General features: G+C 65.5%; 27 protein-coding genes. 10 read left to right on the forward strand and 17 right to left on the reverse strand.

Translation table 11 applies throughout. The annotated features are described in order from the left end of the window. Positions 1 to 5 precede the first annotated feature (5 nt). The 5 genes from QZ186_RS06440 to QZ186_RS06460 all read right to left on the reverse strand — a co-directional run bounded on the left by QZ186_RS06440 (position 6) and on the right by QZ186_RS06460 (position 5950). Positions 6 to 893, reverse strand: coding sequence for a segregation/condensation protein A (locus QZ186_RS06440; protein ID WP_010313344.1), 888 nt, complete (start codon positions 891 to 893; stop codon positions 6 to 8). Positions 894 to 1014: 121 nt separating this feature from the next. Beyond that, complete coding sequence (locus QZ186_RS06445) at positions 1015 to 1374, reverse strand: LapA family protein (RefSeq protein WP_010313342.1); 360 nt, start codon at positions 1372 to 1374, stop codon at positions 1015 to 1017. Between the two features lie 87 nt (positions 1375 to 1461). Continuing rightward, entirely contained in the window at positions 1462 to 3066 is a 1605-nt protein-coding gene (locus QZ186_RS06450) for an NAD(P)H-quinone oxidoreductase subunit 4 (RefSeq protein WP_296416216.1), read from the reverse strand. 117 nt (positions 3067 to 3183) lie between these two features. Further along, entirely contained in the window at positions 3184 to 5202 is a 2019-nt protein-coding gene (locus QZ186_RS06455) for an NAD(P)H-quinone oxidoreductase subunit 5 (protein WP_296416203.1), read from the reverse strand. 46 nt (positions 5203 to 5248) lie between these two features. After that, the gene (locus tag QZ186_RS06460) at positions 5249 to 5950 is read right to left on the reverse strand and encodes an NnrU family protein (RefSeq protein WP_296416217.1); all 702 of its coding nucleotides are present in this window, start codon (positions 5948 to 5950) and stop codon (positions 5249 to 5251) included. Between the two features lie 142 nt (positions 5951 to 6092). Between QZ186_RS06460 and QZ186_RS06465 the strand changes: the two genes are divergently transcribed. Then, positions 6093 to 7058, forward strand: coding sequence for a LysR family transcriptional regulator (locus QZ186_RS06465; protein ID WP_010313335.1), 966 nt, complete (start codon positions 6093 to 6095; stop codon positions 7056 to 7058). A 6-nt stretch (positions 7059 to 7064) separates the two neighbouring features. Here the strand turns inward: QZ186_RS06465 and QZ186_RS06470 are convergent, their stop codons facing one another. Both QZ186_RS06470 and ndhM read right to left on the reverse strand, forming a co-directional pair. Further along, entirely contained in the window at positions 7065 to 7688 is a 624-nt protein-coding gene (locus QZ186_RS06470) for a DUF3172 domain-containing protein (RefSeq protein WP_247476882.1), read from the reverse strand. Beyond that, a complete protein-coding gene (ndhM, locus tag QZ186_RS06475) occupies positions 7685 to 8032 on the reverse strand; it encodes an NAD(P)H-quinone oxidoreductase subunit M (protein ID WP_010313331.1) in 348 nt (115 codons plus the stop codon). The genes QZ186_RS06470 and ndhM overlap by 4 nt, the downstream gene beginning before the upstream one ends. Before the next feature lie 149 nt (positions 8033 to 8181). Between ndhM and pds the strand changes: the two genes are divergently transcribed. Together pds and QZ186_RS06485 are read left to right on the forward strand one after the other, a co-directional pair. Continuing rightward, positions 8182 to 9570, forward strand: coding sequence for a 15-cis-phytoene desaturase (gene pds / locus QZ186_RS06480; protein WP_296416204.1), 1389 nt, complete (start codon positions 8182 to 8184; stop codon positions 9568 to 9570). Beyond that, on the forward strand, positions 9570 to 10502 hold the full coding sequence (locus QZ186_RS06485; RefSeq protein ID WP_296416205.1) for a phytoene synthase: 933 nt from the start codon (positions 9570 to 9572) through the stop codon (positions 10500 to 10502). The genes pds and QZ186_RS06485 overlap by 1 nt, the downstream gene beginning before the upstream one ends. Here the strand turns inward: QZ186_RS06485 and QZ186_RS06490 are convergent. From QZ186_RS06490 to QZ186_RS06500, 3 genes are all read right to left on the reverse strand, one after another. Further along, complete coding sequence (locus QZ186_RS06490; protein ID WP_296416206.1) at positions 10490 to 11440, reverse strand: alpha/beta fold hydrolase; 951 nt, start codon at positions 11438 to 11440, stop codon at positions 10490 to 10492. The genes QZ186_RS06485 and QZ186_RS06490 overlap by 13 nt on opposite strands. 5 nt (positions 11441 to 11445) lie before the next feature. Continuing rightward, on the reverse strand, positions 11446 to 11874 hold the full coding sequence (locus tag QZ186_RS06495) for an RNA-binding protein (RefSeq protein WP_296416207.1): 429 nt from the start codon (positions 11872 to 11874) through the stop codon (positions 11446 to 11448). Positions 11875 to 12038: 164 nt separating this feature from the next. Further along, positions 12039 to 13292: a CCA tRNA nucleotidyltransferase gene (locus tag QZ186_RS06500; RefSeq protein WP_296416208.1), complete on the reverse strand. Its 1254-nt coding sequence runs from the start codon at positions 13290 to 13292 to the stop codon at positions 12039 to 12041. On the opposite strand from QZ186_RS06500, the gene QZ186_RS06505 reads away from it, so the two are divergent. Genes QZ186_RS06505 through QZ186_RS06515 form a run of 3 tightly spaced genes read left to right on the forward strand, consistent with a single transcriptional unit; the run spans position 13285 to position 14803 of the window. Continuing rightward, the gene (locus QZ186_RS06505; RefSeq protein WP_296416209.1) at positions 13285 to 13536 is read left to right on the forward strand and encodes a Ycf34 family protein; all 252 of its coding nucleotides are present in this window, start codon (positions 13285 to 13287) and stop codon (positions 13534 to 13536) included. The two genes, QZ186_RS06500 and QZ186_RS06505, sit on opposite strands and share 8 nt — an antisense overlap. Next, positions 13533 to 14165 carry a tRNA (adenosine(37)-N6)-threonylcarbamoyltransferase complex dimerization subunit type 1 TsaB gene (gene tsaB, locus QZ186_RS06510; RefSeq protein ID WP_296416210.1) on the forward strand — a complete coding sequence of 211 codons (633 nt, stop codon included), beginning with the start codon at positions 13533 to 13535 and terminating at the stop codon, positions 14163 to 14165. The genes QZ186_RS06505 and tsaB overlap by 4 nt, the downstream gene beginning before the upstream one ends. Then, complete coding sequence (locus tag QZ186_RS06515; RefSeq protein ID WP_296416211.1) at positions 14162 to 14803, forward strand: YdcF family protein; 642 nt, start codon at positions 14162 to 14164, stop codon at positions 14801 to 14803. The genes tsaB and QZ186_RS06515 overlap by 4 nt, the downstream gene beginning before the upstream one ends. Here QZ186_RS06515 and QZ186_RS06520 read toward each other — a convergent pair. From QZ186_RS06520 to rpaB, 5 genes are all read right to left on the reverse strand, one after another. Then, a complete protein-coding gene (locus tag QZ186_RS06520) occupies positions 14745 to 15431 on the reverse strand; it encodes a 1-acyl-sn-glycerol-3-phosphate acyltransferase (protein WP_156797711.1) in 687 nt (228 codons plus the stop codon). The two genes, QZ186_RS06515 and QZ186_RS06520, sit on opposite strands and share 59 nt — an antisense overlap. A gap of 62 nt (positions 15432 to 15493) precedes the next feature. Then, positions 15494 to 16384, reverse strand: a complete 891-nt coding sequence (fabD, locus tag QZ186_RS06525) for an ACP S-malonyltransferase (RefSeq protein WP_296416212.1) — start codon at positions 16382 to 16384, stop codon at positions 15494 to 15496. Between the two features lie 28 nt (positions 16385 to 16412). Continuing rightward, a complete protein-coding gene (locus tag QZ186_RS06530) occupies positions 16413 to 17438 on the reverse strand; it encodes a beta-ketoacyl-ACP synthase III (protein WP_247476912.1) in 1026 nt (341 codons plus the stop codon). Positions 17439 to 17467: 29 nt separating this feature from the next. Beyond that, the gene (gene plsX, locus QZ186_RS06535) at positions 17468 to 18820 is read right to left on the reverse strand and encodes a phosphate acyltransferase PlsX (RefSeq protein WP_296416213.1); all 1353 of its coding nucleotides are present in this window, start codon (positions 18818 to 18820) and stop codon (positions 17468 to 17470) included. Then, positions 18801 to 19550: a response regulator transcription factor RpaB gene (gene rpaB / locus QZ186_RS06540; RefSeq protein ID WP_247476915.1), complete on the reverse strand. Its 750-nt coding sequence runs from the start codon at positions 19548 to 19550 to the stop codon at positions 18801 to 18803. Before rpaB ends, plsX begins: the two co-directional genes overlap by 20 nt. A gap of 124 nt (positions 19551 to 19674) precedes the next feature. Between rpaB and radA the strand changes: the two genes are divergently transcribed. Then, positions 19675 to 21117: a DNA repair protein RadA gene (gene radA, locus QZ186_RS06545; protein ID WP_010313304.1), complete on the forward strand. Its 1443-nt coding sequence runs from the start codon at positions 19675 to 19677 to the stop codon at positions 21115 to 21117. Between the two features lie 15 nt (positions 21118 to 21132). Here the strand turns inward: radA and QZ186_RS06550 are convergent, their stop codons facing one another. Continuing rightward, a complete protein-coding gene (locus QZ186_RS06550; RefSeq protein WP_010313302.1) occupies positions 21133 to 21654 on the reverse strand; it encodes a photosystem I assembly protein Ycf3 in 522 nt (173 codons plus the stop codon). A gap of 100 nt (positions 21655 to 21754) precedes the next feature. Between QZ186_RS06550 and QZ186_RS06555 the strand changes: the two genes are divergently transcribed. Genes QZ186_RS06555 through QZ186_RS06565 form a run of 3 tightly spaced genes read left to right on the forward strand, consistent with a single transcriptional unit; the run spans position 21755 to position 25692 of the window. After that, on the forward strand, positions 21755 to 24106 hold the full coding sequence (locus QZ186_RS06555; protein ID WP_296416214.1) for a cation-translocating P-type ATPase: 2352 nt from the start codon (positions 21755 to 21757) through the stop codon (positions 24104 to 24106). Next, positions 24099 to 24743, forward strand: coding sequence for a dTMP kinase (gene tmk / locus QZ186_RS06560; RefSeq protein WP_247476918.1), 645 nt, complete (start codon positions 24099 to 24101; stop codon positions 24741 to 24743). The genes QZ186_RS06555 and tmk overlap by 8 nt, the downstream gene beginning before the upstream one ends. Further along, entirely contained in the window at positions 24736 to 25692 is a 957-nt protein-coding gene (locus tag QZ186_RS06565; protein ID WP_296416215.1) for a DNA polymerase III subunit delta', read from the forward strand. The genes tmk and QZ186_RS06565 overlap by 8 nt, the downstream gene beginning before the upstream one ends. Here the strand turns inward: QZ186_RS06565 and QZ186_RS06570 are convergent. Then, positions 25689 to 26459 carry a response regulator transcription factor gene (locus tag QZ186_RS06570; RefSeq protein ID WP_010313292.1) on the reverse strand — a complete coding sequence of 257 codons (771 nt, stop codon included), beginning with the start codon at positions 26457 to 26459 and terminating at the stop codon, positions 25689 to 25691. The two genes, QZ186_RS06565 and QZ186_RS06570, sit on opposite strands and share 4 nt — an antisense overlap. Positions 26460 to 26815: the final 356 nt, after the last annotated feature.

Here is a 26815-nt window from a genome sequence, read left to right on the forward strand (position 1 = left end):
AAGACTTAGGCCGCAATGGGTTCTCGAGCCGGCCCCCGAGCTGACCCCAGTTCAGAGGGCAGCGGCAGTTGCACCGATTCCCGCTCATCGAGCAGCCGCTTGAGTTGCAAGGGCCCGAACAATCCGCCCTGCTGCTCCAACTCCACTTTTCCTTGGGAGCAGAGGAACAGCAGCGCCCAAAACACCCCCACCCGATCGCTGTCCAGATCCTCTGGTGCGACGGCAGCCCAGGCCTCCACGAGACCCTCAAAACCCGTCCACTCCAGGGATTGCGGCCACTGCAGCAGGAATTGGCTCAGGGCGGCGGTGGTTTCCGGCAGTTTCTCGCGGTGGGCGAGGGCAGCGACCTGCTCGATGGCGGCCCGGTCGCTGTAGCGGCGGCTGCGTTGGCGGTTGCGGACTTGTCCCTCTTCCTGTTCGAGCCGCTCGGCGATGTCCTCGAGTTGCCGGATCAGTTCGCCCAGGGTCACCGGGCGCTGCAGCGGTGGCGGGGCTACGGGGCGCCGCAGTAGATGGCGCTCCGGTTTGCGGGGAAGCTCCAGTCCCGGGGTGAGCAGCCAACCCTGCCCCTCGGCATCGAAGTCAAAGTCATACCCCTCGTCCAGTTCGGGTTCAGGGGGGAAGGTCTGGGCCTCGAGGACTTCCGCCTTCAGGCTGACCAGCACCGAGGCGGCGAGGAAGGCTTCGCTGGTTTCGGCGAGGTCCTGTTCGTAGCTGCCGCCGCGTCCCTTGTTGAGGGCCGCCACGAGCTTGGGCACTTCAATGCGCTGCCGCAGCTGATCGAGAAAGCCGTCGACGACAGCGATGACATCGACGTCCCAGGGGTCGAGATCACCCCGCTCAGCGGCGTCCTGCAACAGCCGGATCGCAAGCCTGGCGCCACCTTCGGCCACGGTTTCTTGCGGACTGGACTGAAGGTACCGGCTTGAAGCGGGTTAAGCCAGTGCCCAAGAGCGATCTGAGCCCATTCTTTTCATGGGCTTCTTGGCCAATCTTGCGCCCCTAGGCGTGCAATTAAGCGGCCTCGCCCTGGGCGGAGCTTTCGCCAGCGGCTGGGAGCAGGCCCAGCTGGGCATCCACGGTGGCGCGGTAGCGCTGCACGTCTTCCTCAAGCTCGCGAATGCGCACCTGTTGTGCTTCGTACTCGCCAGGATCGGTCTGACTTTCAACCCGCTTGACCACACCGGTCCAGACGGCAAAGACCCAGGCGGCGGTTGCGCCGACACCGCCCACCACCAGCAGCAGTGCGGCGAGGGGCATGGTGGTGGTCAGCCCGGGCAGAAAGCGCACGGTGGTGGGCGCGGTGTTCTCCAGGGTGAACATCACCGTGGCCAGACCAAAACTGAAGATCAGCAGGAAGTTCAGCTGCTTCATGGCTGCGAGGGGCCGCTGTTGAGCTGTTTTTGAGATTACGAAGATCTTGCACGCGCAGCCGCTGAGAGGCTGCGCTTCGTAATGGCCCTAGCTCAGGGCTGGTGCCTGCAGGGGGGCCTGGCGAATCAGGCCGGCTCCGGCAGGAGCGGTCAGGGCCTTCATCGCACTCTCGTTTCGGGCCACCAACTGTTCCATGGAGGCCTTGTAGCTGTCGGTCATCAGGCGTGGGTAGAGGCCAATGCCGATGATCGGAACCAGCAGGCAACCGATGATGTAGATCTCCCGCGGCTCGGCATCCACCAGGTTGGTGTGGTCGACGAGCTCGGCCTTTTCCTTGCCATAGAAGATCTCCCGCAACATCGAGAGCAGGTAGATCGGAGTCAGGATCACGCCAATGGCCGCCAGGCCATCGATGGCCACCCGGAAGGGAAGGGTGTAGGCGTCGTCGGTGGCGAAGCCGACGAAGACCATCAGCTCGCTGACGAAGCCGCTCATCCCGGGCAGGGCCAAGGAAGCGAGGGAGCAGACCGTCCAGAGCGCAAACATCTTGCGCATCTTCTGGCCCACACCACCCATCTCGTCGAGCTGGAGGGTGTGGGTTCGGTCGTAGGTGGCACCCACCAGGAAGAACAGGGAGGCGCCGATCAGGCCGTGGCTGATCATCTGCAGCATCGCCCCGCTGGAGCCCAGCGCACTGAAACTGCCGATGCCGATCAGCACAAAGCCCATGTGGCTGATCGAGCTGTAGGCGATTTTGCGTTTGAGGTTGCGTTGGGCGAAGGAGGTCAGGGCGGCGTAAATGATGTTCACCACGCCCAGGACGACCAGCAGTGGCGCGAAGACCGCATGCCCATCCGGAAGGATCTGGCAGTTGAAACGCAGCAGGGCGTAGCCGCCCATCTTCAGCAGAATCCCGGCCAGCAGCATGTGGACCGGGGCCGTCGCTTCGCCGTGGGCATCCGGGAGCCAGGTATGCAGCGGAACGATGGGGAGCTTGACGCCAAAGGCGATCAGTAGGCCCGCATAGGCCAGGAGTTGGAACTTCAAGGAGAAGCCCTTGGCCATCAAGTCGCTGTACTCAAAGCTGGTGGTCCCGCCGTAGAAGGCCATGGCCAGGCCCGCCAGGAGGATGAACAGCGAACTGCCAGCGGTGTAAAGGATGAACTTGGTGGCGGCGTACTGGCGTTTTTTCCCGCCCCAGATCGCCAAGAGCAGATAGACCGGCAGCAGCTCCAGCTCCCAGGCCAGGAAGAACAGCAGCATGTCCTGGACAGCGAAGACGGCGATCTGGCCGCCATCCATCGCCAGCAGCAGGAAATAGAACAGCCGGGGCTTGAAGCTCACGGGCCAGGCCGCCAGCACGGCCAGGGCCGTAATGAAGCTGGTCAGCAGGATCAGCGGCATGGAGATCCCGTCGGCTCCAACCGACCAGGACAGCCCCACTTGCGGGAGCCAGCTGACCCGCTCCACCAATTGCAGATTCGGGTCGCTGGGGTCGTACCCCGTCAGATACGCCCCAACGGTGATCAAAAAGGTGATCAGGGCCACGCCCAGGGCAAACCAGCGGACCTGTTTGCCATCCCCCTTGTCAGGGATAAACGGAATGCAGAGGGCCGCTGCAATCGGGAACAGGATCGAGGCGCTGAGCCACGGGAATGCCGAGCTGCTCGCCTGTTCCGTCGCTACGGCCAGGGTTGAGACGAAGTCCAGGATCACCGAAAGCGAATCGCTTTAGGCGGAGTGTAGAAATGCTCACCGTGACGCGCCCCTGGGAGTGGGCGATGTCACACAGAGCGTTGTGCGAAGGCCTCAGCCCAGGGCTCCGAAGAGCACCACCAGGGCGATCACCCCTCCGAAAACGATCAGCGCATAGAACTGCGCACGGCCGGTCTCGAAGTATTTGAGGCCCTCTCCACTCCCCAGGGTGACCAGGCCGGTGAGGTTCACGACCCCATCAACCACCTTGGAGTCCACCTCCAGCACCGAGCGCGCCAGTTTGCGGCTGCCCTGAACGAAGAGCTTGTCGTTGATGTCGTCCAGGTACCACTTGTTCGCCAGGAAGGCATTGATGCTGGGGAAACGACCCGCCACTGCAGTCGCCAGGTCCAGCTTGCGCAGGGCGTAGGCCAGGACGGCCACGCTGATGCCGATCACCGAGATCGTCACGGAGGCTCCGGCTAAGGGCAGGAATTCAGACCAGCTGAAGTGTTCTGCCACCTCGGCGGCTTCCTGGGGATCGAGGAGGGTGCCGAACCGGCTGTTCCAGGGCACACCCAAGAGACCCACCAAGACCGAGGGGACCGCCAGGACGGCCAAGGGCATGGCCATCTGCCAGCCGGATTCATGGGGATGATCGGCGTGGGCATGGTGTTCGCCATGCTCCTCACCGTGCTCGTCCGCTCCCTTGCCGGCAGCGGCCATCAGCTGGGCTTGCATCGCCTTGTCGTTGCCGCGGAACTCCCCTTCAAAGGTCAGGAAGTAGAGGCGGAACATGTAGAAGGCGGTCATCCCGGCGGTGACAAAGCCCGCGGCCCAGAGGATCGGGAAGCTGCCAAAGGCTTGGCCCAGGATTTCGTCCTTGCTCCAGAAACCAGCCAGGGGCGGGATACCGCTGATGGCCAGGCAGCCAATAAAGAAGGTGCTGCTGGTGACGGGCATGTACTTGCGCAGCCCGCCCATCAAACGCATGTCCTGGGCCAGGACTGCCTCGTGGCCGACCACCTCTTCCATGGCGTGGATCACTGAGCCAGAGCCCAGGAAGAGCATGGCCTTAAAGAAGGCGTGGGTCACCAGGTGGAACATGCCCGCCACCGGGGCGCCACAACCCATGGCCAGCATCATGTAGCCCAGTTGGCTGACGGTGCTGTAGGCCAGGCCCTTCTTCAGATCCATCTGGGTGAGGGCGATCGAGGCCCCCAGGAAGAGCGTGATTGTGCCGATCACGGCCACCACGACCTGCACCTCAGGGAAGGGCACGTAGACCGGTTGCAGGCGCGCCACCAGGAAGACACCCGCCGCCACCATCGTTGCGGCATGGATCAGGGCTGAGATGGGGGTTGGGCCCTCCATCGCGTCCGGCAGCCAAACGTGCAGCGGGAACTGGGCCGACTTGGCCATCGGACCCATGAAGACCAGCAGGCAGAGCAGGATCGCGATGCCGTTGGAGACGCTGCCGGAGCTGATGGCCTCTTGCAGGCGCACCCCGATCTCTTCAAAGCCGAAGCTGCCGGTGGCCCAGAACAGGCCGAGGATGCCCAGCAGCAGGCCGAAGTCACCGACGCGGTTCACCACAAAGGCTTTCTGGGCGGCATTGGCGGCGCCATCGCGGTCGTACCAGAAGCCCACCAGCAGGTAGGAGCACATGCCCACCAGCTCCCAGAAGACATAGATCTGGAGCAGGTTGGGGCTGATCACCAGGCCCAGCATCGAGCTGCTGAAGAGGGCGAGGTAGGTGAAAAAGCGGACATAGCCCTTGTCGTGGGCCATGTAGCCATCGGAGTAGATCATCACCAGCACGGCGATGGTCGTCACCAGCGAGAGCATGACGGCGCCGAGCGCGTCGACGCGGAAGCCCATCTCCAAGGTGAAGGCCCCGGCGCTGGCCCAGTCGAAGAGCACCTCTGTGGCCCCGGCGCCCGCCAGCTGCTGGGCGAGAACGGCGTAACTCAAGACCGCCGCGGCTCCGACACAGCTGATCAACAGCAGTGCAACCGGTTTGCGCAGGCGGTTGACCGTGCGGTTAAAGCTGATCAGCCCCAGGCCAACGATCGCGGCCCCGATCAGCGGGAGCACCGGGATGAGCCAGGCGAGTTCGGCGGGCGACGGCATCCGGCACTCAGGGAATCAGGGCGAGTGTAGGCAGCCCCGTGGGCGCTTATCCCAGCCAGTGCGCGAGCCCTAATCGACTGAAGCCTGTCGCGGCCAGCCCGATGTAGCGGTGGGCCCACCAGAAGACGCCAACGGCGATGGCGATGCCCAGTTGGGCGGGCCTGAGGAATTCAGAGGCCACCAGCTGTTGACGTCCATCCAGCACCGCGGCGAAGGGAACGATGGAGGTGCTGGCCCTGAGCTCCTCAAAGGCTTCGCCAAACCGGTTGCTGAGACGGCGATCACCGTTCCAAACGGCAAAGAGATGGTGGGCGATCAAGCCAAGGCAGGTCGCGACCATGAAGCTGCTGCCAATCCAGAGCAGATGGGTGCAGCACCAGAGGATCTGGCCAATGGCCTGGGGGTGGCGGCTGACGCGAATGATGCCGGTGGCGTACATGCGCACCTGGGGCTTGAGGACCGCCGGGATCTCCAGCAGGTTGTAGGTGGCTGGGTAGAGGAAGAGAAAGGAGATGGCTGTCCCGACCCAGACCAGGGGCACGATCCAGGGCTGGTCCTGGAGATTCCAGAGCCGGATCCCGTCGTAGCGGTGGGCGAGGAAGTAACCGATCACCACCACGGCAGAGGGAATGCTGACGGCGGCAAACAACAGCCGCCAGGCCCGCTCACCAATGCGCTCAGCCCCCCAGTACCGCAGAGAGGCCCCGCCGCTGTGGATGACGGCGAAGACCAGCAGTAGAGCCAGCATCACCAGGCTGCTGTGGTGGAGGTGGCTGGCGCTGCTCAAGGCTCAGGGTTGCTTCAGATCCAGCGGATTCTGGCCAAGCGCATGAACCCGCTGTTCGATCGACCTAGAGTTTTGATCCCCCCGCTGAACCGCAGCGCCCTCCATGGCTGATCTGCCGTTCACTCTTGATCAGCTGCGCATCCTGCGGGCGATCGCCAGCGAGGGCAGCTTTAAAAAGGCCGCCGACAGCCTCTACGTCACCCAGCCGGCGGTCTCCCTGCAGATCCAAAACCTGGAGAAGCAGCTCAATGTCTCCCTGTTTGACCGGGGGGGACGCAAGGCCCAGTTGACCGAGGCCGGTCACCTGCTGCTGAGCTACTGCGACCGGATCCTGAGTCAGTGCCAAGAGGCCTGTCGCGCCCTGGATGACCTCCACAACCTCAAGGGCGGCTCCTTGATTGTTGGTGCGAGCCAGACCACCGGCACCTATTTGATGCCGCGGATGATCGGCCTATTCCGCCAGAAATACCCCGAGGTGGCGGTTCAGTTGCAGGTGCACAGCACCCGCCGCACCGGCTGGAGCGTGGCCAACGGCCAGATCGACCTGGCGATCATCGGCGGCGAGCTGCCCAGCGAGCTCAATGAACTGCTGCAGGTCATCCCCTATGCCAGCGATGAGCTGGCCCTGGTGCTTCCCACCAAGCACCCCTTGGCCCGCCTGCCGGAGCTCAGTAAGGACGACCTGTACAGGTTGGGCTTTGTCTCCCTGGATGCCCAGTCGACCACGCGCAAGATGGTGGACCAACTGCTGGCGCGCTCGGGCCTGGACGTCTCGCGCCTGAAGATTGAGATGGAGCTCAACTCGTTTGAGGCCATCAAGAACGCCGTGCAGAGCGGACTGGGTGCTGCGTTCCTGCCGGTGGTTTCGATCGAGCGGGAACTGGCGGCGGGCAACCTGCACCGTCCCGCCCTGGCGGATCTCTCCGTGCGCCGGCAGCTCAAGTTGATCACCCACCCGGCGCGCTACTGCTCGCGGGCCGCCGATGCCTTCCGCAAGGAAATCCTGCCGGTCTTTGCCAGCCCCGATAGCCCCCTGCGCCGGCCCATGCCGGAACCAGTCGAGGCCTAAGCGGCCTCAGAACTGGTCGGCTTCAGGGGTGATGCCGGCGGCGTCATCGGCAACGCCCTTGGTGATGAATTTGTTCTCCGTGATGTCCGTCTGGTAGACGCAGCGCACGATCGGCTGGTCCTTCACCGAGCCGATGTAGGCGAAGGTGTTCATCCGCTGTTTGCACTGGCGCATCTGCTCAGCGGTGACGGCCCCTTCCTTCTGCAGGACGCTCCAGTTCTCCCGTCGAATCACGCAGCCCGGCCGCAGTGCCGGTTGGGTGACGAAGCTCGAGCTGGGGTTCATGGTCGTGTAGAGCTCGATGTCCATCACGAAGGCACTGGCGCCCCACTGCCGGCAGAACTCCGGATCGGGGACGGCCATGTCCAGCTGCTGGGAGCTGGCGATGTTGCCCTGGTCCCCTTGGGTGTTACTGGAGATGCCGGTCCCGATGCCGATGCCGACCACCAGGACACCACCGAGCACGGCCACCGTGCCCACGTTGAACTGAAAGCCCCCGCCACCACCAGGGGCGCCACCACCACCTGAGCCAGGTCCCCGGGGCCGGCCGCCACCGCGGCGCGGGTCCCCATAGCTCTCACGGCCGTAACCCTCGTCGTAGCTGCTGCGGCCGTAGCGGGAGCGGGTCATGGCTGCTCGGGGCTTTGGGGAAGACCCATCGAGTAGTTCAGGACTCGGCAGTCGGGGTTGTAGCTGAGCTGACCGGCCTGGAGCAGGGTGCGGATGGTTCCCTCGAGCTCCGATCCGATCCGGCGCAGGTTGTAGTCGTTGAGATCGTTGCCGGCGTTGGCCTGCACCAGTTCTTGGAAGCGCTGCTGCACGACCTCTTGGGCCGCCGTGTTCCAGAGAAATTCGTTGTCCGGATCCAGGTCCAGGGTGAGCTGCTGATCGTCAGGGACCAGTTGACCGTTCTCCACCCGTGCCGTGAAGAGGCGCACGTGGCGAGTGGTGGATTTGATCAGGGTGTCGGCCATGGCGAGGCAATCTGCTGACCGGCGAACCCGAAGGCCGGCGTCAAGACTTTAAGAAGCGCCTGGCGGGTCTGGTCAAGCCGGCTTGGGACTGGAGGGACTCAGCCCTGGGCACGGGCCCTTTAAGGTTGCGTGCTGATTCCCTGTTTTTCATGCGCGTCGCCATTGCTGGTGCTGGCTTGGCCGGGTTGGCCTGTGCCAAGTACCTCTGCGACGCCGGACACACCCCTGTGGTGGTGGAAGCCCGCGATGTCCTGGGCGGCAAGGTGGCCGCCTGGCAGGACGATGAGGGTGATTGGTATGAGACCGGTCTGCACATCTTCTTTGGTGCCTACCGGAATATGCGTCAGCTCTTCAAGGAGCTGAACATCGAGGACCGGCTCCAGTGGAAGAGCCACTCGATGATCTTCAACCAAAAGGAGACCCCGGGTACCTACAGCCGCTTCGATTTCCCGGATATCCCGGCTCCGCTCAACGGCGTGGCCGCCATCTTGGGCAACAACGACATGTTGTCCTGGCCCGAGAAGATCTCCTTCGGCATGGGCCTGGTGCCGGCGATGTTGCGCGGGCAGCAGTACGTCGAAGAGTGCGACCAGTACTCCTGGACCGAGTGGCTACGGATCCACAACATCCCTGAGCGGGTGAACGATGAGGTCTTCATCGCCATGGCGAAGGCGCTGAACTTCATCGATCCCGACGAGATCTCCAGCACGGTTGTGCTGACGGCTCTGAATCGCTTCCTGCAGGAAAGCGACGGATCCAAGATGGCCTTCCTCGATGGCAACCCTCCCCAGCGGCTCTGTCAGCCGATCGTCGATTACGTCACGGCCCGGGGCGGTGAGGTGCACCTCGATTCCCCCCTGCGGGAGATCGAACTCAATGCCGATGGCAGCGTCAGCGGCTTCCGCATCGGTGGCATCAAGGGCAAGGAGGGCTTCACCCTCGAGGCCGATGCCTATGTCAGTGCCCTGCCGGTCGATCCCTTCAAGCTGCTCCTGCCGGAGCCTTGGAAGCAGATGCCCTACTTCCAGAAGCTGGATGGCCTCAATGGCGTCCCGGTGATCAACATCCACCTCTGGTTTGACCGCAAGCTCACGGACATCGACCACCTGCTCTTCAGCCGTAGCCCTCTGTTGAGTGTCTATGCCGACATGAGCAACACCTGTAAGGAGTACGAGGATCCCAACCGCTCGATGCTCGAGCTGGTGTTTGCTCCGGCCAAGGATTGGATCGGCCGCAGTGATGAGGAGATCGTGGCGGCCACCATGGAGGAGCTGAAGCGTCTCTTCCCGATGCACTTCACCGGCGACGACCAGGCCAAGCTGCGCAAGTCGATCGTGGTCAAGACCCCGCTGTCGGTCTACAAGACCGTTCCCGGTTGCCAGAAACTGCGTCCGGATCAGACCTCGCCGATCCCGAACTTCTTCCTGGCCGGTGACTACACCATGCAGCGCTACCTGGCTTCGATGGAAGGTGCGGTCCTGAGCGGCAAGCTCTGTGCCCAGGCGGTCAGCCAGGCCAAAGCAGCAGTGGCTGCTTGATGGCGGCAGTGACAGCAACGGCTGATCTCTCCACCATTCCTTCCCTCGAGGAAGCTTTTGAAGCCTGCCGCCAGGAAACGGCGGAGTGGGCCAAGACGTTTTATTTGGGCACCCTGCTGATGCCCCCGGCCAAGCGCCGGGCCATCTGGGCGATTTACGTCTGGTGCCGGCGCACCGACGAGCTGATGGACAGCCCTGAGGCCATGGCCCGTCCGGTCGCTGAGTTGGCAGAACGCCTCGATCGTTGGGAGGAGCGCACCCGGGCGTTCTTCAAGGGCGAAATCCAAGATGGCCTCGATCGCGTCATGGTGGACACCCTCGAGCGCTATCCCCAGCCCCTCCAGCCCTATCTGGACATGATCGAGGGGATGCGGATGGATCTGACGACGACGCGCTACGCGACCTTCGACGACCTCAAGCTCTATTGCTACCGCGTTGCAGGCACCGTCGGTCTGATGACGCAGGAGGTGATGGGCGTTGATCCGGCCTACACCTCCGCCCCTTGGAGTGATCCCCCGGACACCAGTGATGCGGCCGTTGCCTTGGGCATCGCCAACCAGCTGACGAACATTCTTCGGGATGTGGGTGAAGACCGGGGCCGCGGTCGGATCTACCTGCCCCAAGAGGATCTGCAGCGCTTTGGCTACAGCGAGGAGGAGTTGCTCGCTGGAACCCTCAACGACAGTTGGCGTGAGCTGATGCGCTTCCAGGTGGACCGTGCCCGTGAGTGGTTCGCCCGCTCAGAAGCCGGTGTGCGTTGGCTCGCCCCGGATGCCCGTTGGCCGGTCTGGGCCTCGTTGCGCCTCTACCGCGGCATCTTGGATGTGATTGAAGAGCTCGATTACGACGTCTTCAACCACCGCGCCTATGTGCCCCGCACGGGCAAGTTCCTGGACCTGCCCAAATCGTTTGTGATTGCTCAGGCGCGCTGAGCGTCTTCCCAGCCCAACTTGAGCCAACGGCACAAGATTGGATTGACCCGCTCGGGAGCTTCATCGTGGGGGCAGTGCCCGAGTCCGGGTAGGACCTCGAGGTCCTGCACACAGGCGAACGTCTGCTTCCAGCGCCGGGCTTCCTCTAACGGCTCCCAGGGGTCTGCCTCGCCCCAGAGCATCCGCACCGGCACGTTGAGTCGCTCGAGCAGCTGCGGCGCCAGCCAGTCATCGAACAGATTGACGAAGCCCCTGAAGCTCTCCGTTGCTCCTGGCTCCTGGCTGGGTTTCAGCAGCAGTTGGACCAGCTCGTCGTCGACGTTGCCGCCGCTCGGATAGGCCTGTTTCAGCACCGCGCGCACCGCACCGGCCCGAGCGAAGAAGCGGAAGAGGTTGCTGACGATCCAGCGCTGCCGCACCAGCGCCATCACCAGCGGTCTGGAGAGTTGAGCGCCGATGGGTTGTTCCGGTAGACGTTTCAGGTCGAGCTCTCGCTCGGCGCAGTCGATCAGCACCACCTGGGATGGGGGCTGACCGCCCTCCGAGAGCATCCGGGCGGCATTGAGGCAGACGACACCACCGATGGAGTTGCCGATCAGCTGCAGGCTGACCGGTCCCTCGGCAGCGATGACCTCCCTCGAGAAATCCACCAGTTGCTGGGCCCACAGATCGAAGCCGTAGCGCACACTGCCGGCGGTGTCGGGCTCGTTCTCCAGGCGCGAGACGGGCTTGCTGCTGCCGCCAAACCCCAGGAGATCAATCGCATAGACGGGGCTGTCTGCGGCGAGGGCGCTGAGGTTGTGGCGCCAATGCCCCTTGGAGGCGCCAAACCCATGCACACAAAGAACGGCTCGACCGCAGGCGGTTGAGCCGTTCTGGGGGGGGATTCGGGTGTAGCTGATCTGATGGCCTCTCCAGCTCCAGATCAGCTCATCCATCTCAATCAGACCGCAGCCTTTTGGTTGTCCAGCAGACCCTTGAGCTTGGCCAGTTCGCCAGCCCAGCGGGGGTCGGGAGCACCCTCTTCCACGGAGTCGCGGTGGACGACCTTGTTGACGGCCTTGCGGGCCACGGCGGGGCCAGCGCCGCCACCGGGACGGCGATCATTGCCACCGCGGCGGTCATCACGGCGCTCGGAGCGCTCGATGCGGAGGGCGTTGCCGCCGAACTCACGGCCATTGAGCTGCTCGATCACCGCATCAGCGACCTTCTCGTCGTTGACGTTGGCGAAACCGAAACCGCGGCCAGCGCCGGTTTCACGGTCCTGAACAGCCTTGAAGCGGACGCCTTCACCAACGCTGGAGAACAGAGCCTCGAGCTCCTTGTTATCGAAGCTCTGGGGCAGGTTGCCAACGTAAAGACGAACGCTCATGGGACGAGAGAGAGAAGAAAAAGGTTTTGGTTCTGGCTGGTCGGGGGTGAATCACGAAGCGGCTGCACCGAACCCGACAGCGGAGTTCAATCGGCGACCTACGGCGTAATGCTGTGCCCTAACTGGCTGAATTCAGGTCGTTGATAACGCCTTTCACTGTGAAGTTAATCACGGCGGGTGTCCCTCTCCAGCCATTGGCGCGCACGTTCGAGGGCTTCCGCGGTGCCATCAAGGCGGCCAAAGGCCTGCTCCAGCATCAAGAACTGCAGTAGGGATCCCAGTTGGGGTGAGGCTTTCAGGCCTAATTCCTGCTGCAGTTGATCACCATTGATGGCCGCTCTTGGATGAAAAAGCCGGTCCTCAGGGTCGCGCCAGCGCCGCAGCCAGGCCTTGGCCGCTGGGGCGGGCCAGTGCAGCAGCAGGGCCGGCAGATCGCTGCTGAGGTCGCGGTGGAGTTGCAGTCGCTCCGCTTCCTTGAGGGCTTGGGCATGTTCCGCGGGGTTTTGGGCCCCCAGCCGCTGCTGCCAATGGCGCAGGCGCTGCACCCGCTGTTGCAGCTTGCGGCTGCTCTTGAGCTGCTGCAGGCCTGGGCCATCCACAACCGCAGCCATCCGAGCCAACGGCAAGGCCTCCTGGCACTCCTGGTCGCTGAGGCCCCTGCTTGAGGCCTGCTCGGCCGTGAGCGGCGTCAGGGGAGCCAGGGCAGGGCAGGGGGCCAGCAGCCCCCAATCCAGGCAGCGCTGCAGTCCCTGCTGCCCCTGGGGGCTTTGGCAGAGCTTCTCCAGTTCCGCCAGGACGCGCTCCCCGGCCACGCTGCTGAGGCGCTCCCTGTGCTGCCGAATCCAGCCCGTGGTGGTGTCATCGAGCTCAAACTCCAGCTCGCTCCCCAGGCGAACCCCCCGCAGCAGGCGCAGGGGGTCATCCAGCAGGTTGCGTTCCGCCAGGGCCACCAGCTGACGGCGCTGCAGATGCTCCAGGCCCCCATGGGGGTCCACCAGCTGGTCCCGTTGGGCCAGCGGCAGGGCCATGGCATTGACGCTGTAGTCCCGGCGCTTTAGGTCGTCAGCGAGGCTCTGGCCTTCGCGGCGCGCCAGATCCACGCTCCAGCCGCGGATCACCAGCCGTCCGATGTCACGCTCGGCGTCCAGCACCACAGGACTGCCGCCAAAGCGCTTGCTGAGCGTCTTGCAGAGGGCGATGGCGCCGTCCGCCACCACCAGGTCGAGGTCGGGGGCCGGACCCAGGCGGTTCAACAGGGCATCGCGGACCGCTCCCCCCACCAAGGCGGCATCGGCGGGAAAGGCGGAGAGGGGGACCGGCCAGTCCTCAGCGCGCAGGACACTCCAGGCCACTGCCGCTGCAGAACCGCCAGAGCCGGGCACAATGAGCCCATCTGCGCTGACGCTGGAGATGTGCATCTGCGTGGACTGCCGCTGGGTCGACCAGTGCCAGGCCTACCACGCAGTGGAGCGTCAGCACGGCGCTGCCCATCTCTGCGCAGCGCCGCAGTTCGTTCCCAGCGAACCCAAGATTCACGTTCAGGTCAGGGAGCTGGGCTCCACGGACGTGGGCGTTGAGTGGGACGTGCGCGCCTGCGGCAGTTTTGAGCTCGAGCGGGGCCGCTGGCAGCGGCTCTGTCCTGGGGAGTTGCTGCCCACATGAGCGAACCCTCCTTGCTGCTGGCGTTGCACAGCTCAAGCGAAACCCTGGGGGTCGGTCTCTGCGATCTCCAGCAGGAGGGCGCGCCTCCCCAGTGCGCCAGCTTCCCCTTGGGGCGTCAGCTCTCCAATGCCTTGCTCCCCTGCGTGGAGGAGCTGCTGCCCGCGGAGCGTTGGCCTCAGTTGGCTCGGATTGTGGTCGCCACCGGTCCCGGAGGCTTTACCGGAACACGCCTCACCGTGGTCCTGGCGCGCACCTTGGCCCAGCAGCTGCAGATTCCCCTGCACGGTTTCAGCAGCTTTTTGCTGATCGCACGTCGCCTGGCGGCGGCCGGGGCCTTCCAGCCGGATCAGCCCCAGTTCTGGTTGCAGCAAACCCTGCCGCGCCGGGGGATTGTGGCGGGGGCCTACCGCTTGGATGCCTCAGCCCTGGGGGGGATCGACGAATGCGTGGAACCGCGTCTGTTTAAGCCCGATGAAGCCGGGCCGGGCGGCGTCGAGGCCCAGGTTGAGGCGGAGGCGGATGTGCTGCAGCTGTTGACCCTGGGGCGACTGGCCCATGCAGCGGCATTGCCGGGGCCTTGGAGCACGGTGCTGCCGCTCTATCCCACCAGCCCGGTGGAGGGCGGATGACCCAGGCCCAGCGTCAGACCGAATCCCGGCCGCGCAGGAGGCGCCGTCGCCCCCGTCGCCGCGGCAGGGCTCGGCGCCTGCTGCTGCTGGCGGCCTTGTGCGCGGTCGGTTGGAGTAGCCGAGGACTGGTCTTCCCGGCGCTGCCCCCACCGCAGTTGGTGCTGGTGCTCGGCGGCGATGTGGAGCGGGAGCGGGTTGGGGCCGAGGTCGCCAAGCGCGATGGCCTGCCGGTGATGGTCAGCGGCGGCAGCAACCCGGAGTACGCCCACTGGTTATTCCGCGGTCGCGGCCTCGATGACACGCGAGTCCTGCTGGATTACCGGGCCACCGACACCCTGAGCAACTTCACCTCTGTGGTGGATGACCTCAAGCGCTCCAAGATCCGCCACGTGGTCCTGGTGACCAGCAGTGATCACATGGACCGGGCCCTGATGGTGGGACGCGTTGTGGCGGGGAGCCGCGGGATCGGGCTGACGCCGTTGGCCGTGCCCTGCGGTGAGCGCTGTGTCCCCGAGGACTGGCGCAAGGTCTGGGGTGATGGGCTGCGGGCGGCCCTCTGGGTGGTGAGTGGCCGGGACCTTAGGGACTGGGCGGCAGAGCGTTTTGGTCCGCTGCTGGAGGAAGTGCGGGGTCGCTGATCAGGCCTTGATCCAGCAGGGCATTGATCTGGGCCTGGCAGGCGGCTGTGGCTTGATCGAGATCCGCCCGCTTGCGGCTGGCCGGCGGCGGGATCGGCGTGCCAATGCGGATGTGGACGGGCAGCAGGCGCGCCGTGCGTGAGCCGGTGCCCAGGGCGCGGTGACTGTTGATGATCGCGACGGGCAGCAGGGGGACGCCGGCGCGGGCGGCCAGTAGGGCCGCACCGGGCTGGGGGTTGTTGACCCGGCCGTCGGCCTGGCGGGTGCCATCAATAAAAACGCCGGTGGCCCAGCCCTGATCGAGGCGATCGGTGGCGGTGCGGATGGCTTCGCGGTCGCTGGCGCCGCGGGAGACCGGATAGGCCCCGCAGGCGCGGATGATCGGTCCCAGCAGTGGAATCTTGAACAGTTCCGCCTTGGCCATGAAGGCCACGGGGCGCCCCAGGGCATGCCCGAGCAGGGGTGGATCGAGGTGCGAGCCGTGGTTGGCCACCACCACCAGGGCGCCTTCCATCGGCACATGGGCGTTGCCGGCGGTGCGCCCGCGGAAGAGCAGCCGGTAGATCGGGAACACCAGCAGATAGCTCACCAGGCGGTAGGTGAGGCTCGGCCGCGGGGTGCGGATCAGGGCCGGTGGTTCGGCGGGTTTGCGGCGGCGGAGGACGCGTTTGACCGCCTTGACGGGGCGATTCACAGCCCCAGGTCGGCGGCGGTGGCGATCTGCGCGTTGGTGATGCCTTCGGTGCTGCGTTTGATCAGGCCGCTGAGGACGTTCCCCGGTCCGATCTCCACGGCGGTGCTGATGCCGGCGGCGGTCATGGCCTCCATCGTTTCGCGCCAGCGCACCCCTGTGGTCATCTGGCTGCGCAGGCGTGCCTTGAGCGCCGCACCGCTGGTCTCAGGGGTGGGGTCGGTGTTGCTCAGAACCGGAATTGAGGCGTCGGCGAAGCTGACCTCCTCCAGGGTGGCGGCGAAAGCCGAGGCGGCCTGCTCCATGAAGGGGGAGTGGAAGGCGCCACTGACCGCGAGGGGGATCGCCCGCTTGCACTTCAGCTGGCTGCTGACGCTGTTGACGGCCTCAGGGCTGCCCGAGAGGACCACCTGGGCACTGCTGTTGTCGTTGGCAATCACCACGCCTTCGGTGGCATTGACCAGGGCTTCGAGTTCGCCGCGGTCAAAGCCCATGACGGCGGTCATTGCGCCGCCGCCGGCGGCGGCCATCAGTTCGCTGCGGGTCTTCATCAGCTGGATACCCGTTGCGGCATCGAACACGCCGGCCGCATAGAGGGCCACCAGTTCGCCGAGGCTGTGGCCAGCCACCAGGTTGGCGCTGCGGCCCTGGGCCTTCAGGCCATCCACCAGCAGGCTTTCCACCACAAACAGGGCGGGCTGGGTGTTGCGGGTGTCGCCCAGATCGCTGAGCTCGCCCTCGGCTTCGCCGTTGCAGATCGCCAGCAGGTCGCGGCCCAGCAGGGTGGATGCGGCCTCAAAACGCTCCTTGGCTCCTGGGAGTTCCAGGACCCCCGCGGCCATGCCCACCTTCTGAGAGCCCTGTCCAGGGAAAACCCAGGCGTTACCCATGGCCGCGCATTGAAGTGACCGGGGGAGCCTACGCGGGGCCCTTCCAGCGCAACAGGGCTCCGCCCCAGCTCAGTCCAGCGCCAAAGCCACTGCTGGCGATCAGGTCACCGGGTTGAACGCGGCCATCCTTGACGGCCTCGTCCAGCATCAGGGGAATGGTGGCGGCAGAGGTGTTGCCGTAGTTGCTCAGGTTGCTCAGCACCCGTTCGTGGGGAATTTTGAAGCGATCGGCCACCGCATCGAGGATGCGCTGGTTGGCCTGGTGCAGCAGCAGCCAGTTGAGTTGCTCCGCTTCGGTTCCGGTGTCCTCCAGTAGCTCCTTCAGGACGGCGGGGACTTCGCGCACGGCGAACTTGTAGACCTCCTGGCCGTTCATCCGCAGGGGCTCAAAGCCACCCTGCTGGGCACTGACCCCGTCGAGGACCGGGTGATGGCTGTCGGTCTGAGCGAGGGTCAGGCAGCCATTGCGACTGCCATCGGAGCGCATCTGGAAGCCCAGCAGGCCGTCCTGGTCGGCGGGGCAGGCTTCGACGGCCACGGCAGCGGCGGCATCACCGAAGAGCACGCAGGTGGTGCGGTCGTCCCAGTCCACCCAGCGGCTGAGCTGATCGGCGCCGATCACCAGGGCCCGGCGCATGGCACCGCTGCGCAGGTATTGGCCGGCCGTGATCAGGGCAAAGAGGAAGCCACTGCAGGCGGCGGTGAGGTCAAAGGCCACCGCGTTTTTGGCGCCGAGGGCACCTTGAACCCGGGGGGCTGTGCCAAAGAGATCGTCGGGGCTGGAGGTGGCCATCAGGATCAGGTCCAGATCCTCCGGTTGCCAACCGGCATGCTCCAGGGCGGCCTCAGCTGCGCGCGTCGCAATGACGGTCAGGGGTTCATCGGCATTGCAGATGCGCCGTGCGCCGATGCCCGTGCGGGTGCGGATCCACTCGTCGCTGGTGTCGACTCGGGTGCTGAGTTGTTCGTTGCTAACCCGGTTCACTGGCACAGCACTGCCGCACCCCACCAGGGCCATGCCCCAGGGGGTCCCGGCTTTGGCAGCGCTGGTCATATGGCCTGGCCCGAGACGGTGGGGGTCAGTCAACCACAGGCAATGGTTTCGTTTTCGGCTTCGCTGAGGCGGTGCAGGTCGTCCATCACGCCGTGGTTTGCAGCGGAATGGGCGATGCGCAGGGCGCTGACCACCGAGAGCGCTTTGCTGCTGCCGTGGCCGATGACGCAGACCCCATTGACCCCGAGGAGGAGTGCGCCGCCGTGTTCAGCATGGTCGAGGCGTTTCTTGATCCGCCGCAGGTTGCTCATCAAGAAGGCGGAGCCGACCTTGCCGCGGCGGCCGCGGGGGAGCTCGGCCTTGAGCACATCCAACAGAACACTGCCCACGCTCTCCAGGAACTTCAGCAGCACGTTGCCGGTGAAGCCGTCGCAGACGACCACATCAAAGTCACCGGAGAGGACGTCGCGGCCCTCGCAGTTGCCGGCAAAGCGGAAGCGGGTTTCAGCCGCCATGAGGGGATAGGTCTTGAGGGCCTGGTCGTTGCCCTTGCACTCCTCCTCGCCGATGTTCAGCAGGCCGATGCGGGGCTCTTGGACCTGCAGGACATCGCGGCTGTAGATGTTCCCCAGGAGAGCCCACTGGTGCAGGTAGCTGGGCTTGGCGTCCATGTTGGCGCCGACATCGAGCACCAGCACCTGCTGAGCGGGATCTTTGGTGGGGAAGAGGGCGCCAATGGCCGGGCGATCGATGCCCTTGAGCCGTCCCAGCCGGAAGATGGCTGAGGCCATCACCGCCCCGGAGTTGCCGGCGGAGTAGACGGCCGTGGCCTCTCCAGCCTTCACCAGATCCATGGCCATGTTGATGCTGGCGTCACGCTTCTTGCGCACCACCGTGGCCTCTTCGTTCATGCCCACCGAAGGGCCACTGGGCACCAGTTCAAGCAGGCCCTTTTGTTGCGCTTCGCTCAGTTCCTCGCCCAGCTCGAGTTCGGCAACGGCCGCCTCCACAGCGGCGGTTTCAGCCACGAACTTCACCCGTACGGGCAGCAGGCGGACGGCCCGCAGGCAGCCTTCGAGGATCGGACCGGGGGCATAGTCGCCGCCCATTCCGTCAACGGCGACCCAGAGCCGATCGGCGTCGTTGATGGCTTCCCCATCCACACCACCCACGCCTTGCTGCAGGCGCCGGAGGGGGTCAAAGACCAGGGGCTGCAGCACCGTATTGGCGGCTGCACCGGCCGCTCCAGCCGCCGTTCCCGCCGTGGTGACGACGGAGCCCGCCATCGAGCCCGCTGCCGTGCCGGCTGCGGAGGCTGAACCCACCAAGCTGGTGACGGCCGCATTGCGGCGATACCAAATCACCAGCCGCCGTATGGCTTTCGGGCGGTTTCGGCGGTTTGAGGCGCCTTGGCCCGTCGCGTCAGTTGGATTCTGGGGCAACGGCTTCAACGATGCGTTGGAACAGATAGCCGGTGCCGCGAGCCGTGAGGATCAGCTCGGGGTTAGCCGGATCGTCTTCCAGTTTGGAGCGCAGCCGGGAGATATGAACATCCACCACCCGGGTATCCACATGGCGCTCGGGGGTATAGCCCCAGACCTCCTTGAGGATTTCGCCGCGGCTGAAGGGTTCGCCGCTGCGGCCCACCAGCAGCTCCAGCAGGCTGAATTCCATGCCGGTCAGGCGAATGCGCTCATCGCCGCGGAACACCTGGCGCTTGTTGGTGTCGATCCGGATTTCGTTGATTTGGATGACGCCTGAATTGGGGATCCCGGCAGCCCCCTCCTTGTCGATTCGGCGCAGCACGCAGCGGATGCGGGCTTCGAGCTCCTTGGGGCTGAAGGGTTTGACGACGTAGTCGTCGGCACCGAGCTCAAGGCCCGTGATGCGGTCGGCCACGTCTCCGAGGGCCGTCAACATCACGATTGGAACGTCGGATTCCTTGCGCAGTTCCTGGCAGACGCCGTAGCCGTCCAGCTTGGGCATCATCACGTCCAGCACCACCAGGTCCGGGTTGGTGTTGCGGAAGGCCTCCAGTGCCTCTTGGCCGTCGCAGGCGGTGACCACCTGGTAGCCAATCATCGAGAGGCGTGTTTCCAGGATGCGGCGGATGCTGGCCTCGTCATCCACGACCAGAATCGTTTCCTTGGCTGGAGCGGAGGAGGCCGTCATTGCGCCAGTCTGGGTGGCCATTACTAAGTGATTAGACCTACTGAAGAGGTCTGGCGGGGTTCGTGATCGACGAAACCCCACATTCGTCATACACCGTCTTCATCCCTCTGCCCGATTCAGCCCTTTGGCACGCACCACCAGCACCTACGTCTGCCAGAGCTGCGGAGCCCAGACCCGGCAGTTTTTTGGCCGCTGCTCCAGTTGCGGCAGCTGGAACAGCCTGGTGGAGCAGTCCGCCCCCGCCAGCGACAACCGTCGCCGCCGGCCGGTGGTGGCCAGCGAGGCCGATGCTCCAATCCCCGCCGCGCCGCGCCGCTCCGAGCCCATCGCGGCCGTTGGCGATCGCCCCTTGCAGCGCCTGGCCAGTGGCTACAGCGAGTTTGATCGCGTTCTTGGCGGCGGATTGGTGCCGGGTTCCCTGGTGCTGTTGGGCGGTGACCCCGGCATCGGCAAGAGCACGCTGCTGCTGCAGAGCGCCCAGGCGATGGCGGCCCGCCATTCCGTTCTCTATGTGAGTGCGGAGGAGTCGGCCCAGCAGGTGAAGCTCCGCTGGCGCCGGCTGGCGGAGGAGCAAGGGGAGCTCCCGCCCCCGCAGGAGGGGCCTGGTGGGCTGCAGCTCCTGGCGGAGACAGACCTGGAGTTGGTGCTGCAGGAGCTGGAGGCGCTGCGGCCGGCCGTGGCTGTGATCGACAGCATCCAGGCACTGCACGACGGCGAACTGGGCAGTGCCCCGGGCTCCGTGGCCCAGGTGCGGGAATGTGCCGCCGCCCTAGCGCGGATCGCCAAGCGCCAGAACACGGCGCTGTTGCTGGTGGGCCATGTCACTAAAGAAGGCATGTTGGCGGGGCCGAAGGTGCTGGAGCACCTGGTGGATGCGGTCCTGACCTTTGAGGGGGATCGTTTCGCCAGCCATCGCTTGCTGCGGGCGGTGAAAAACCGCTTTGGCGCAACCCATGAATTGGGGGTGTTTGAGATGCGCGGCCAGGGCCTGGCCCAGGTGCTCAACCCCAGCGAGCTGTTTTTGGGCAGCGATGAACCCAGCGCCGGAACGGCGACGATCGTGGCCTGCGAGGGCACCCGGCCACTGGTGGTGGAACTGCAGTCCCTGGTCAGCACCACCAGTTACGCCAGCCCCCGCCGCACCGCCACAGGAATCGGCACCAACCGCCTCCACCAGATCCTGGCGGTCCTGGAGAAGCACCTGGGGCTGCCCCTCTCCCGCTTCGACTGCTACTTGGCCGTGGCCGGTGGCTTGGACGTGGAGGAGCCCGCGGCTGACCTGGGCGTGGCGGCCGCTGTGGTGGCGAGCTACCGCGATCTGACCCTGCCGCCGGGCACGGTTCTGGTGGGTGAGTTGGGCCTGGGCGGACAGTTGCGTCCCGTGGGGCAGCTGGAGCAGCGCCTGCAGGAGGCGGCTCGCTTGGGCTTTAACCGGGCTGTGGTCCCCAAGGGCTCCGGCTTGGGCCGGCTGGCGGCCGGCTTGGACCTGCAGCTTCACGAGGCGGGGAGCGTCGCTGAAGCCCTGGTGGCGGCCCTGGGGGTGAACCCCGCCGATGACAGGGCTTAATTCCCCAACGCCAACTCAGAAGTAGACGTCAACGCTGCCGCGGCCGCTGGTCTTGAGCCAGTTCTGGGCTTCGATGTAGTTGTTGGGCGCCAGGCGGATGGCCTTGCCCCAGAAGTCCGCCGCCAGATCAAAGCGGCGATCGGCTTCATCCCTCTCGCCCTGCTCTTCGGCGATGGAGCCCAGGTGGTGGTGAATCACCGCCATGTTGTTCAGCGCCTGGGGCATCTTGCCGTTGAGATCCAGGGCCTGGCCGTAGTGCTCGAGAGCCTTTTCGTGCTCGCCATTGCTGGCAAACACCAGGGCCATGTTGTAGAGGATGAAGGCCTTGTCGTTGGGGTCTTCCTCAAGCTTGAGCGCTTCGGCGTAGTTGTCCAACGCTTCGGCGTATTCACCGTCCGCCTGGGCGCTCATGCCATCGCGGTAGTACGCAAACGCTTCTTTGGCTCGTTGGTTGGTGGGCAGCACCTTGAGGATCAGGTCCGCCATCACCGTGAAGCTCTTGTCGATGAAGTTGTCGTTGCGCTGGGAGCGGGGCACGGCTTGCACCTGAGCTTCGTCGCCCCATCCTGACTTGTGCCCTGCGGATCAGGGGAGAACCGTGAGAACTCCCTAGCCTGGGGCTCCTCTCTGTGTCTTCGTGTCTCCAGAGCTCGAGCCAGCAGCCCAGCCGGTGGCGCCGCTCTTGCTGGATGTGGAGGGCATGAAGTGTGGCGGTTGTGTCCGCGCGGTGGAACAGCGCTTGCTGGCCCAACCCGGAGTGCGGCAGGCCAGCGTGAACTTGCTCAACCGGACGGCCTGGGTGGGACTGGACCCCGACGTCCAGGAACCAGCCCAGCCCTTAATTGAGGCCCTGGCGGCGATGGGCTACTCCGCCGCGTTGCGGAGCCTCGATGACGAGGACCGGCCCTTGAGCCTGGCGCAGCGGCAGCAACAGTTCAGTTGGTGGCAGCGCTGGCGCCAGCTGATGGTGGCGCTTCTGCTGCTCGTGTTCTCGGTCTCCGGGCACCTGGCGGAAGCCGGTCAGCTGCCCCTTGCCCCCCTGGCGGACATTCGCCTGCATGCGCTGGTGGCGACCGCGGCTCTGCTGCTGCCGGGGCGCCCGATCTTGGTTCAGGGTTGGCGTTCCGCCTGGGCCGGTGCCCCGGGAATGGACACCCTGGTGGGCTTGGGGATGGGCAGTGCCTACCTCGCGAGCCTGGTGGCCTTGCTCTGGCCGGCGGTTGGCTGGCAGTGCTTTTTCAACGAGCCGGTGATGCTGCTGGGCTTCGTTTTGATGGGGCGTTTCCTCGAGGAGCGGGCACGCTTTCGCACCGGACGGGCGCTGCAGGAGTTGGCCCGTTTGCAACCGGATCAGGCGCTGCTGGTCTTGGGCAGTGGCGCTCAGGTGCGGCTCGAGCCGGTGCGCGTCGGCGCCCTGCGGCCGGGGGATCGCCTGCGGCTGCTGCCGGGGGATCGGGTCCCGGTGGACAGTCGCGTGCTCGAGGGCCAGTCGAGCTTGGATGTCTCCAGCCTGACCGGTGAACCCCTGCCGTTGCTGGCGGGTGTCGGTCAGGAGCTCGCGGCGGGTTCCTTGAATCTGCAGGCGACCCTGGAGCTTGAGGTGCTGCGCCCCGGCCGCGAGAGCGCCGTGGCGCGAATCATTGCTTTGGTGGAAAGCGCCCAGGCCCGCAAGGCGCCGATTCAAACCCTCACCGATCGGGTGGCGGGGCGCTTCAGCGTCGTGGTGATGCTGTTGGCCCTGGGCACGTTCCTGTTCTGGTGGTTGATTGGCGCCCAGCTCTGGCCGCAGGTCTTGAGCGCTGCACCGGCACTCCACCAGCACGGCGGGCACCGCAGCCTGGGCTTGGCGGCTGAAACACCGTTTGTCCTGGGACTTCAGCTCAGCATCGCGGTCCTGGTGGTGGCCTGCCCTTGCGCCTTGGGACTGGCGACGCCAACGGCCATCACCGTGGGGAGTGGCCGGGCCGCCCGTTCCGGGGTGCTGTTTCGCGGTGGCGATGTGATCGAGGCGGCCTCCCGTCTGGGCACGCTCTTCTTTGACAAGACGGGGACCCTGACGGTCGGTCGCCCCACGGTGCGGGCTGTGACGCTGGCTGACCCTGGCGGCAGCGAATCGACCCTGATTCAGCTGGCGGCCAGCCTGGAGGCGCAGACCCGTCACCCTCTGGCCCATGCCCTGCTGCAGCGGGCGCAGCAGCTGGAGCTCGCGCTGCTCGAGGTGAGCGAAGCCAGCACCCTGGCTGGCGATGGCGTGCAAGCCCAGGTCACGGGCCATGGCCTGGCTCGGGTGGGACGACCGGCTTGGTTGCTCCAGGAGGGAGTGGAGATGGCCGAGGAGCACCGGCAGTGGTGGAGCGCGCAGGAAGAGCAGGGCGCGACGGTTGTGGCTGTTGCCACGAGCCAGTTGCAGGGCCTGATCGCCATTGATGATCAGCCGCGTGGGGATGCTCCAGAGGCCCTGGCCCAGCTGCGCTCCATGGGACTGCAGTTGGGGCTGTTGAGCGGCGACCGCCAGGCGCCTGTGCGGCACCTGGCCAGCCAGTTGGGCTTGCCGCAAGAGGAGTTGGCCTGGGAACTGCTGCCGCAGCAGAAGCTGGAACGGATCGATCAGGCACGTTCGGCCTCGAGCGGACCGGTGGGGATGGTGGGCGATGGCATTAATGACGCACCGGCCTTGGCCGCGGCGGACCTGGGTATTGCCGTTGGAACGGGAACCCAGATCGCCATCGATACCGCTGATTTGGTGGTGCTCGGCGAACGCCTGGAGGCCATCCCGATGGCGCTGCGGCTCGCGCGTCAGACCATGGCCAAGGTGAGGCAAAACCTGATTTGGGCCTTTGGCTACAACCTGGTGGTGTTGCCCATCGCCGCCGGGGTGCTCCTGCCAGGCTTTGGCGTCGTGCTGTCACCCCCGCTGGCAGCTCTGTTGATGGCGATGAGCTCAATCACTGTTGTCGTGAACGCACTGTTGTTGGGGCGCCATGACTAGGCGGGGTCGTTTTCTGGTCCTGGAGGGCATCGACGGCTGTGGCAAGACCACCCAGATCGAAGCCCTGAAGCAGTGGTTGCCCAGCAGCGGCTTGATGCCCGAGGGGGCGCAGTTGCTGGTGACCCGGGAGCCAGGTGGCACGGCCTTGGGCCAGGCCCTGCGCCAACTGCTGCTGCATCCGCCTGGGGACGCCGCCCCGGAGTCCACGGCGGAGTTGCTCCTGTACGCGGCCGATCGCGCCCAGCACGTTCAGCAGCGCATCGCTCCGGCCCTGGAGGCCGGCCACTGGGTGCTGAGCGATCGCTTTGTGGGGTCGACGGCGGCCTATCAGGGCTACGGCCGCGGCCTCTCCTTGGCGTTGATTGAGCAGCTGGCTGGAATCGCGACCGCCGGGCTGGAACCCGATCTCACGGCCCTGCTGGAGATCCCCTTGGCGGAGTCCCTGCGCCGCCGCGGCCATCGCCCGGCCGATCGCATCGAAGCCAGCGGCGAGGCCTTCCTGGCCCGGGTCTGTGCTGGTTTCACGGCCTTGGCCCAGCAATACGGTTGGTGCCGCATTGAGGCCAGCCAATCGCCAGAGGCGGTCAGCGCAGCCCTGCAGGCCGCCATCCAAGCCACCTGCACCAGCGATGGCTGAGCTGTTTGAGGATCTGCTGGGGCAGCCCCAGGCGGTGGCCCTACTGACTGCGGGACTGCAGCACCAGCGTCTGGCCCCGGCCTATCTCTTTTGCGGTCCCGACGGAGTGGGTCGTCGTCTGGCGGCATTGCGCTTCCTGGAGGGAGTGATTGCTGGGCTGGATGGCTCCCCCTCGGTGAGGCGTCGGCTGCAGGACGGCAACCATCCCGATTTGCTGTGGGTGGAGCCCACCTACTCCGACAAGGGTCAGCTGGTGCCGGCATCCCAGGCGGAGGCCGCCGGCGTGAGCCGCAAGGCGCCCCCCCAGTTGCGCCTGGAGCAGGTCCGGGCCGTGTCGCAGTTTTTGGCCCGCCGGCCGGTGGAGTCCCCCCGCTGCCTGGTGGTGATGGAGACCGTGGAGGCGATGGCCGAGGGCGCGGCCAATGCCCTGCTGAAGACCCTGGAGGAGCCCGGCGACGGGATGTTGATCCTGCTGACGGCCTCTCCGGATCGGCTGCTCAGCACGATTCGCTCCCGCTGCCAGTCGATCGCCTTCGCGCGGCTTGAACCCCAGTTGCTGGAGGCGGTGCTGCAGCGCCATGGCCACGGGGGAATGGCCCAGGCCGGTGACCCGCCGGAGCTGCTGGAACTCGCGGCCGGCTCCCCCGGTGCCCTGCTGGAGCAACGGGCCCAATGGCAGGCCTTGCCGGAGGGCTTGGCCGAGCGTTGCAGCGCTTTTTCAGGCGGCGATGCAGCGCAGACCCCGCTGGTGGCCCTCTCCTTGGCCCGGGACCTGTGTGAGGCTCTGGATGTGGAGCAGCAGCTCTGGTTGTTGAACTGGTGGCAGCTGCGTCTCTGGCGTCAACGCCAGGATTCAGTCCCCCTGAAGCGCCTGGAGCAGCTCAGGGGGCAGCTGCGCAGTTACGTGCAACCGCGCTTGGCCTGGGAGGTGGCGTTGCTGTCGCTTTAAGCGGCGGTGCGCCGGTTGTCGCGGGCCTGCTGCACCAGTTGGGCCAGCTCCTCTTGATGGTCTCCGCTGGGGAGCTCTAGGCAGTAGCCAGCGCCGTAGACGGTCTTGATGAAGCGAGGTTTGCGGGGATCGGGCTCGAGCTTGGTGCGCAGGTGACGCACGTGGACGCGGATCGTTTCGATGTCGTCGTCGGGCTCGTAGCCCCAGACCTCTTTGAGAATCAGTGAGGGGGCCACGGTCTGGCCATGGCGCTGCAGCAGGCAGTGGAGCAGTTCGAACTCCAGGTGCGTCAGCCGCACGGGCTCGTCAAACCAGATCGCCTCAAAGCGCTCGGGGACGAGTGTCAGGCAGCCGTAGTTGAGGATTTCGTTGTGCTTGGTCGAGAGCGGCGCGCGATCGGAGCGGCGCAGGAGCGCTTTGATCCGCACCAGGAGCTCTTCGAGGTCAAACGGCTTCGCGAGGTAGTCGTCTGCACCGGAGTTGAAGCCGCTGACCTTGTCTTTGGTGCTCCCTAGGGCGGTGAGCATCAGCACCGGGATGCGGGAGGTGCGCTCATCGCGCCGGAGTCGCTGGCAGAGGGTCAGCCCGTCGACCTTGGGCAGCATCAGATCCAGCAGGACCAGATCGGGGGTGTACTGCAGGGCCAGTGCTTGGCCTTTGATGCCGTCCTCGGCCCGCTGCACGTCGAAGCCGCTGTGCTCCAGGTGTCCGGCCACAAGCTCGCGCATGTCGCCGTCGTCTTCGATCAGCAGGATGCAGGGCTTCATGACTGGCTCCTCGGTAAACGGGGTCGCGGTTGCAGTGAAGGGCCGAAGTTCACCGTCGGTATTCTCCGCGGCTTTTTGTGCTTCTGCACAACATTGCTTCGCCTTGGCTTTGGCTCCTGGGCCGTCTGGCGTCAGTACTGGAGATGGATCTGGGCAAATCGCCCCAGACGGCGAGCCTTGGAATCTTCAGCTTTTCTTTCGTCTTTTGGGTTGCGATTCCCGGGTGTTTGTTGTGAAGCGATTCTTGGCTTGAGATGACTGGCCAGCAAAAAGCCCCAGCCGCGGGGGCTGGGGCTTTGAGAACTCCCCGGGCGGGATTCGAACCTGCGACCAATCGATTAACAGTCGACCGCTCT

This window comes from Vulcanococcus sp. DEBay_Sum29NL08_54 (assembly GCF_017859255.1).
Classification (GTDB): domain Bacteria; phylum Cyanobacteriota; class Cyanobacteriia; order PCC-6307; family Cyanobiaceae; genus Vulcanococcus.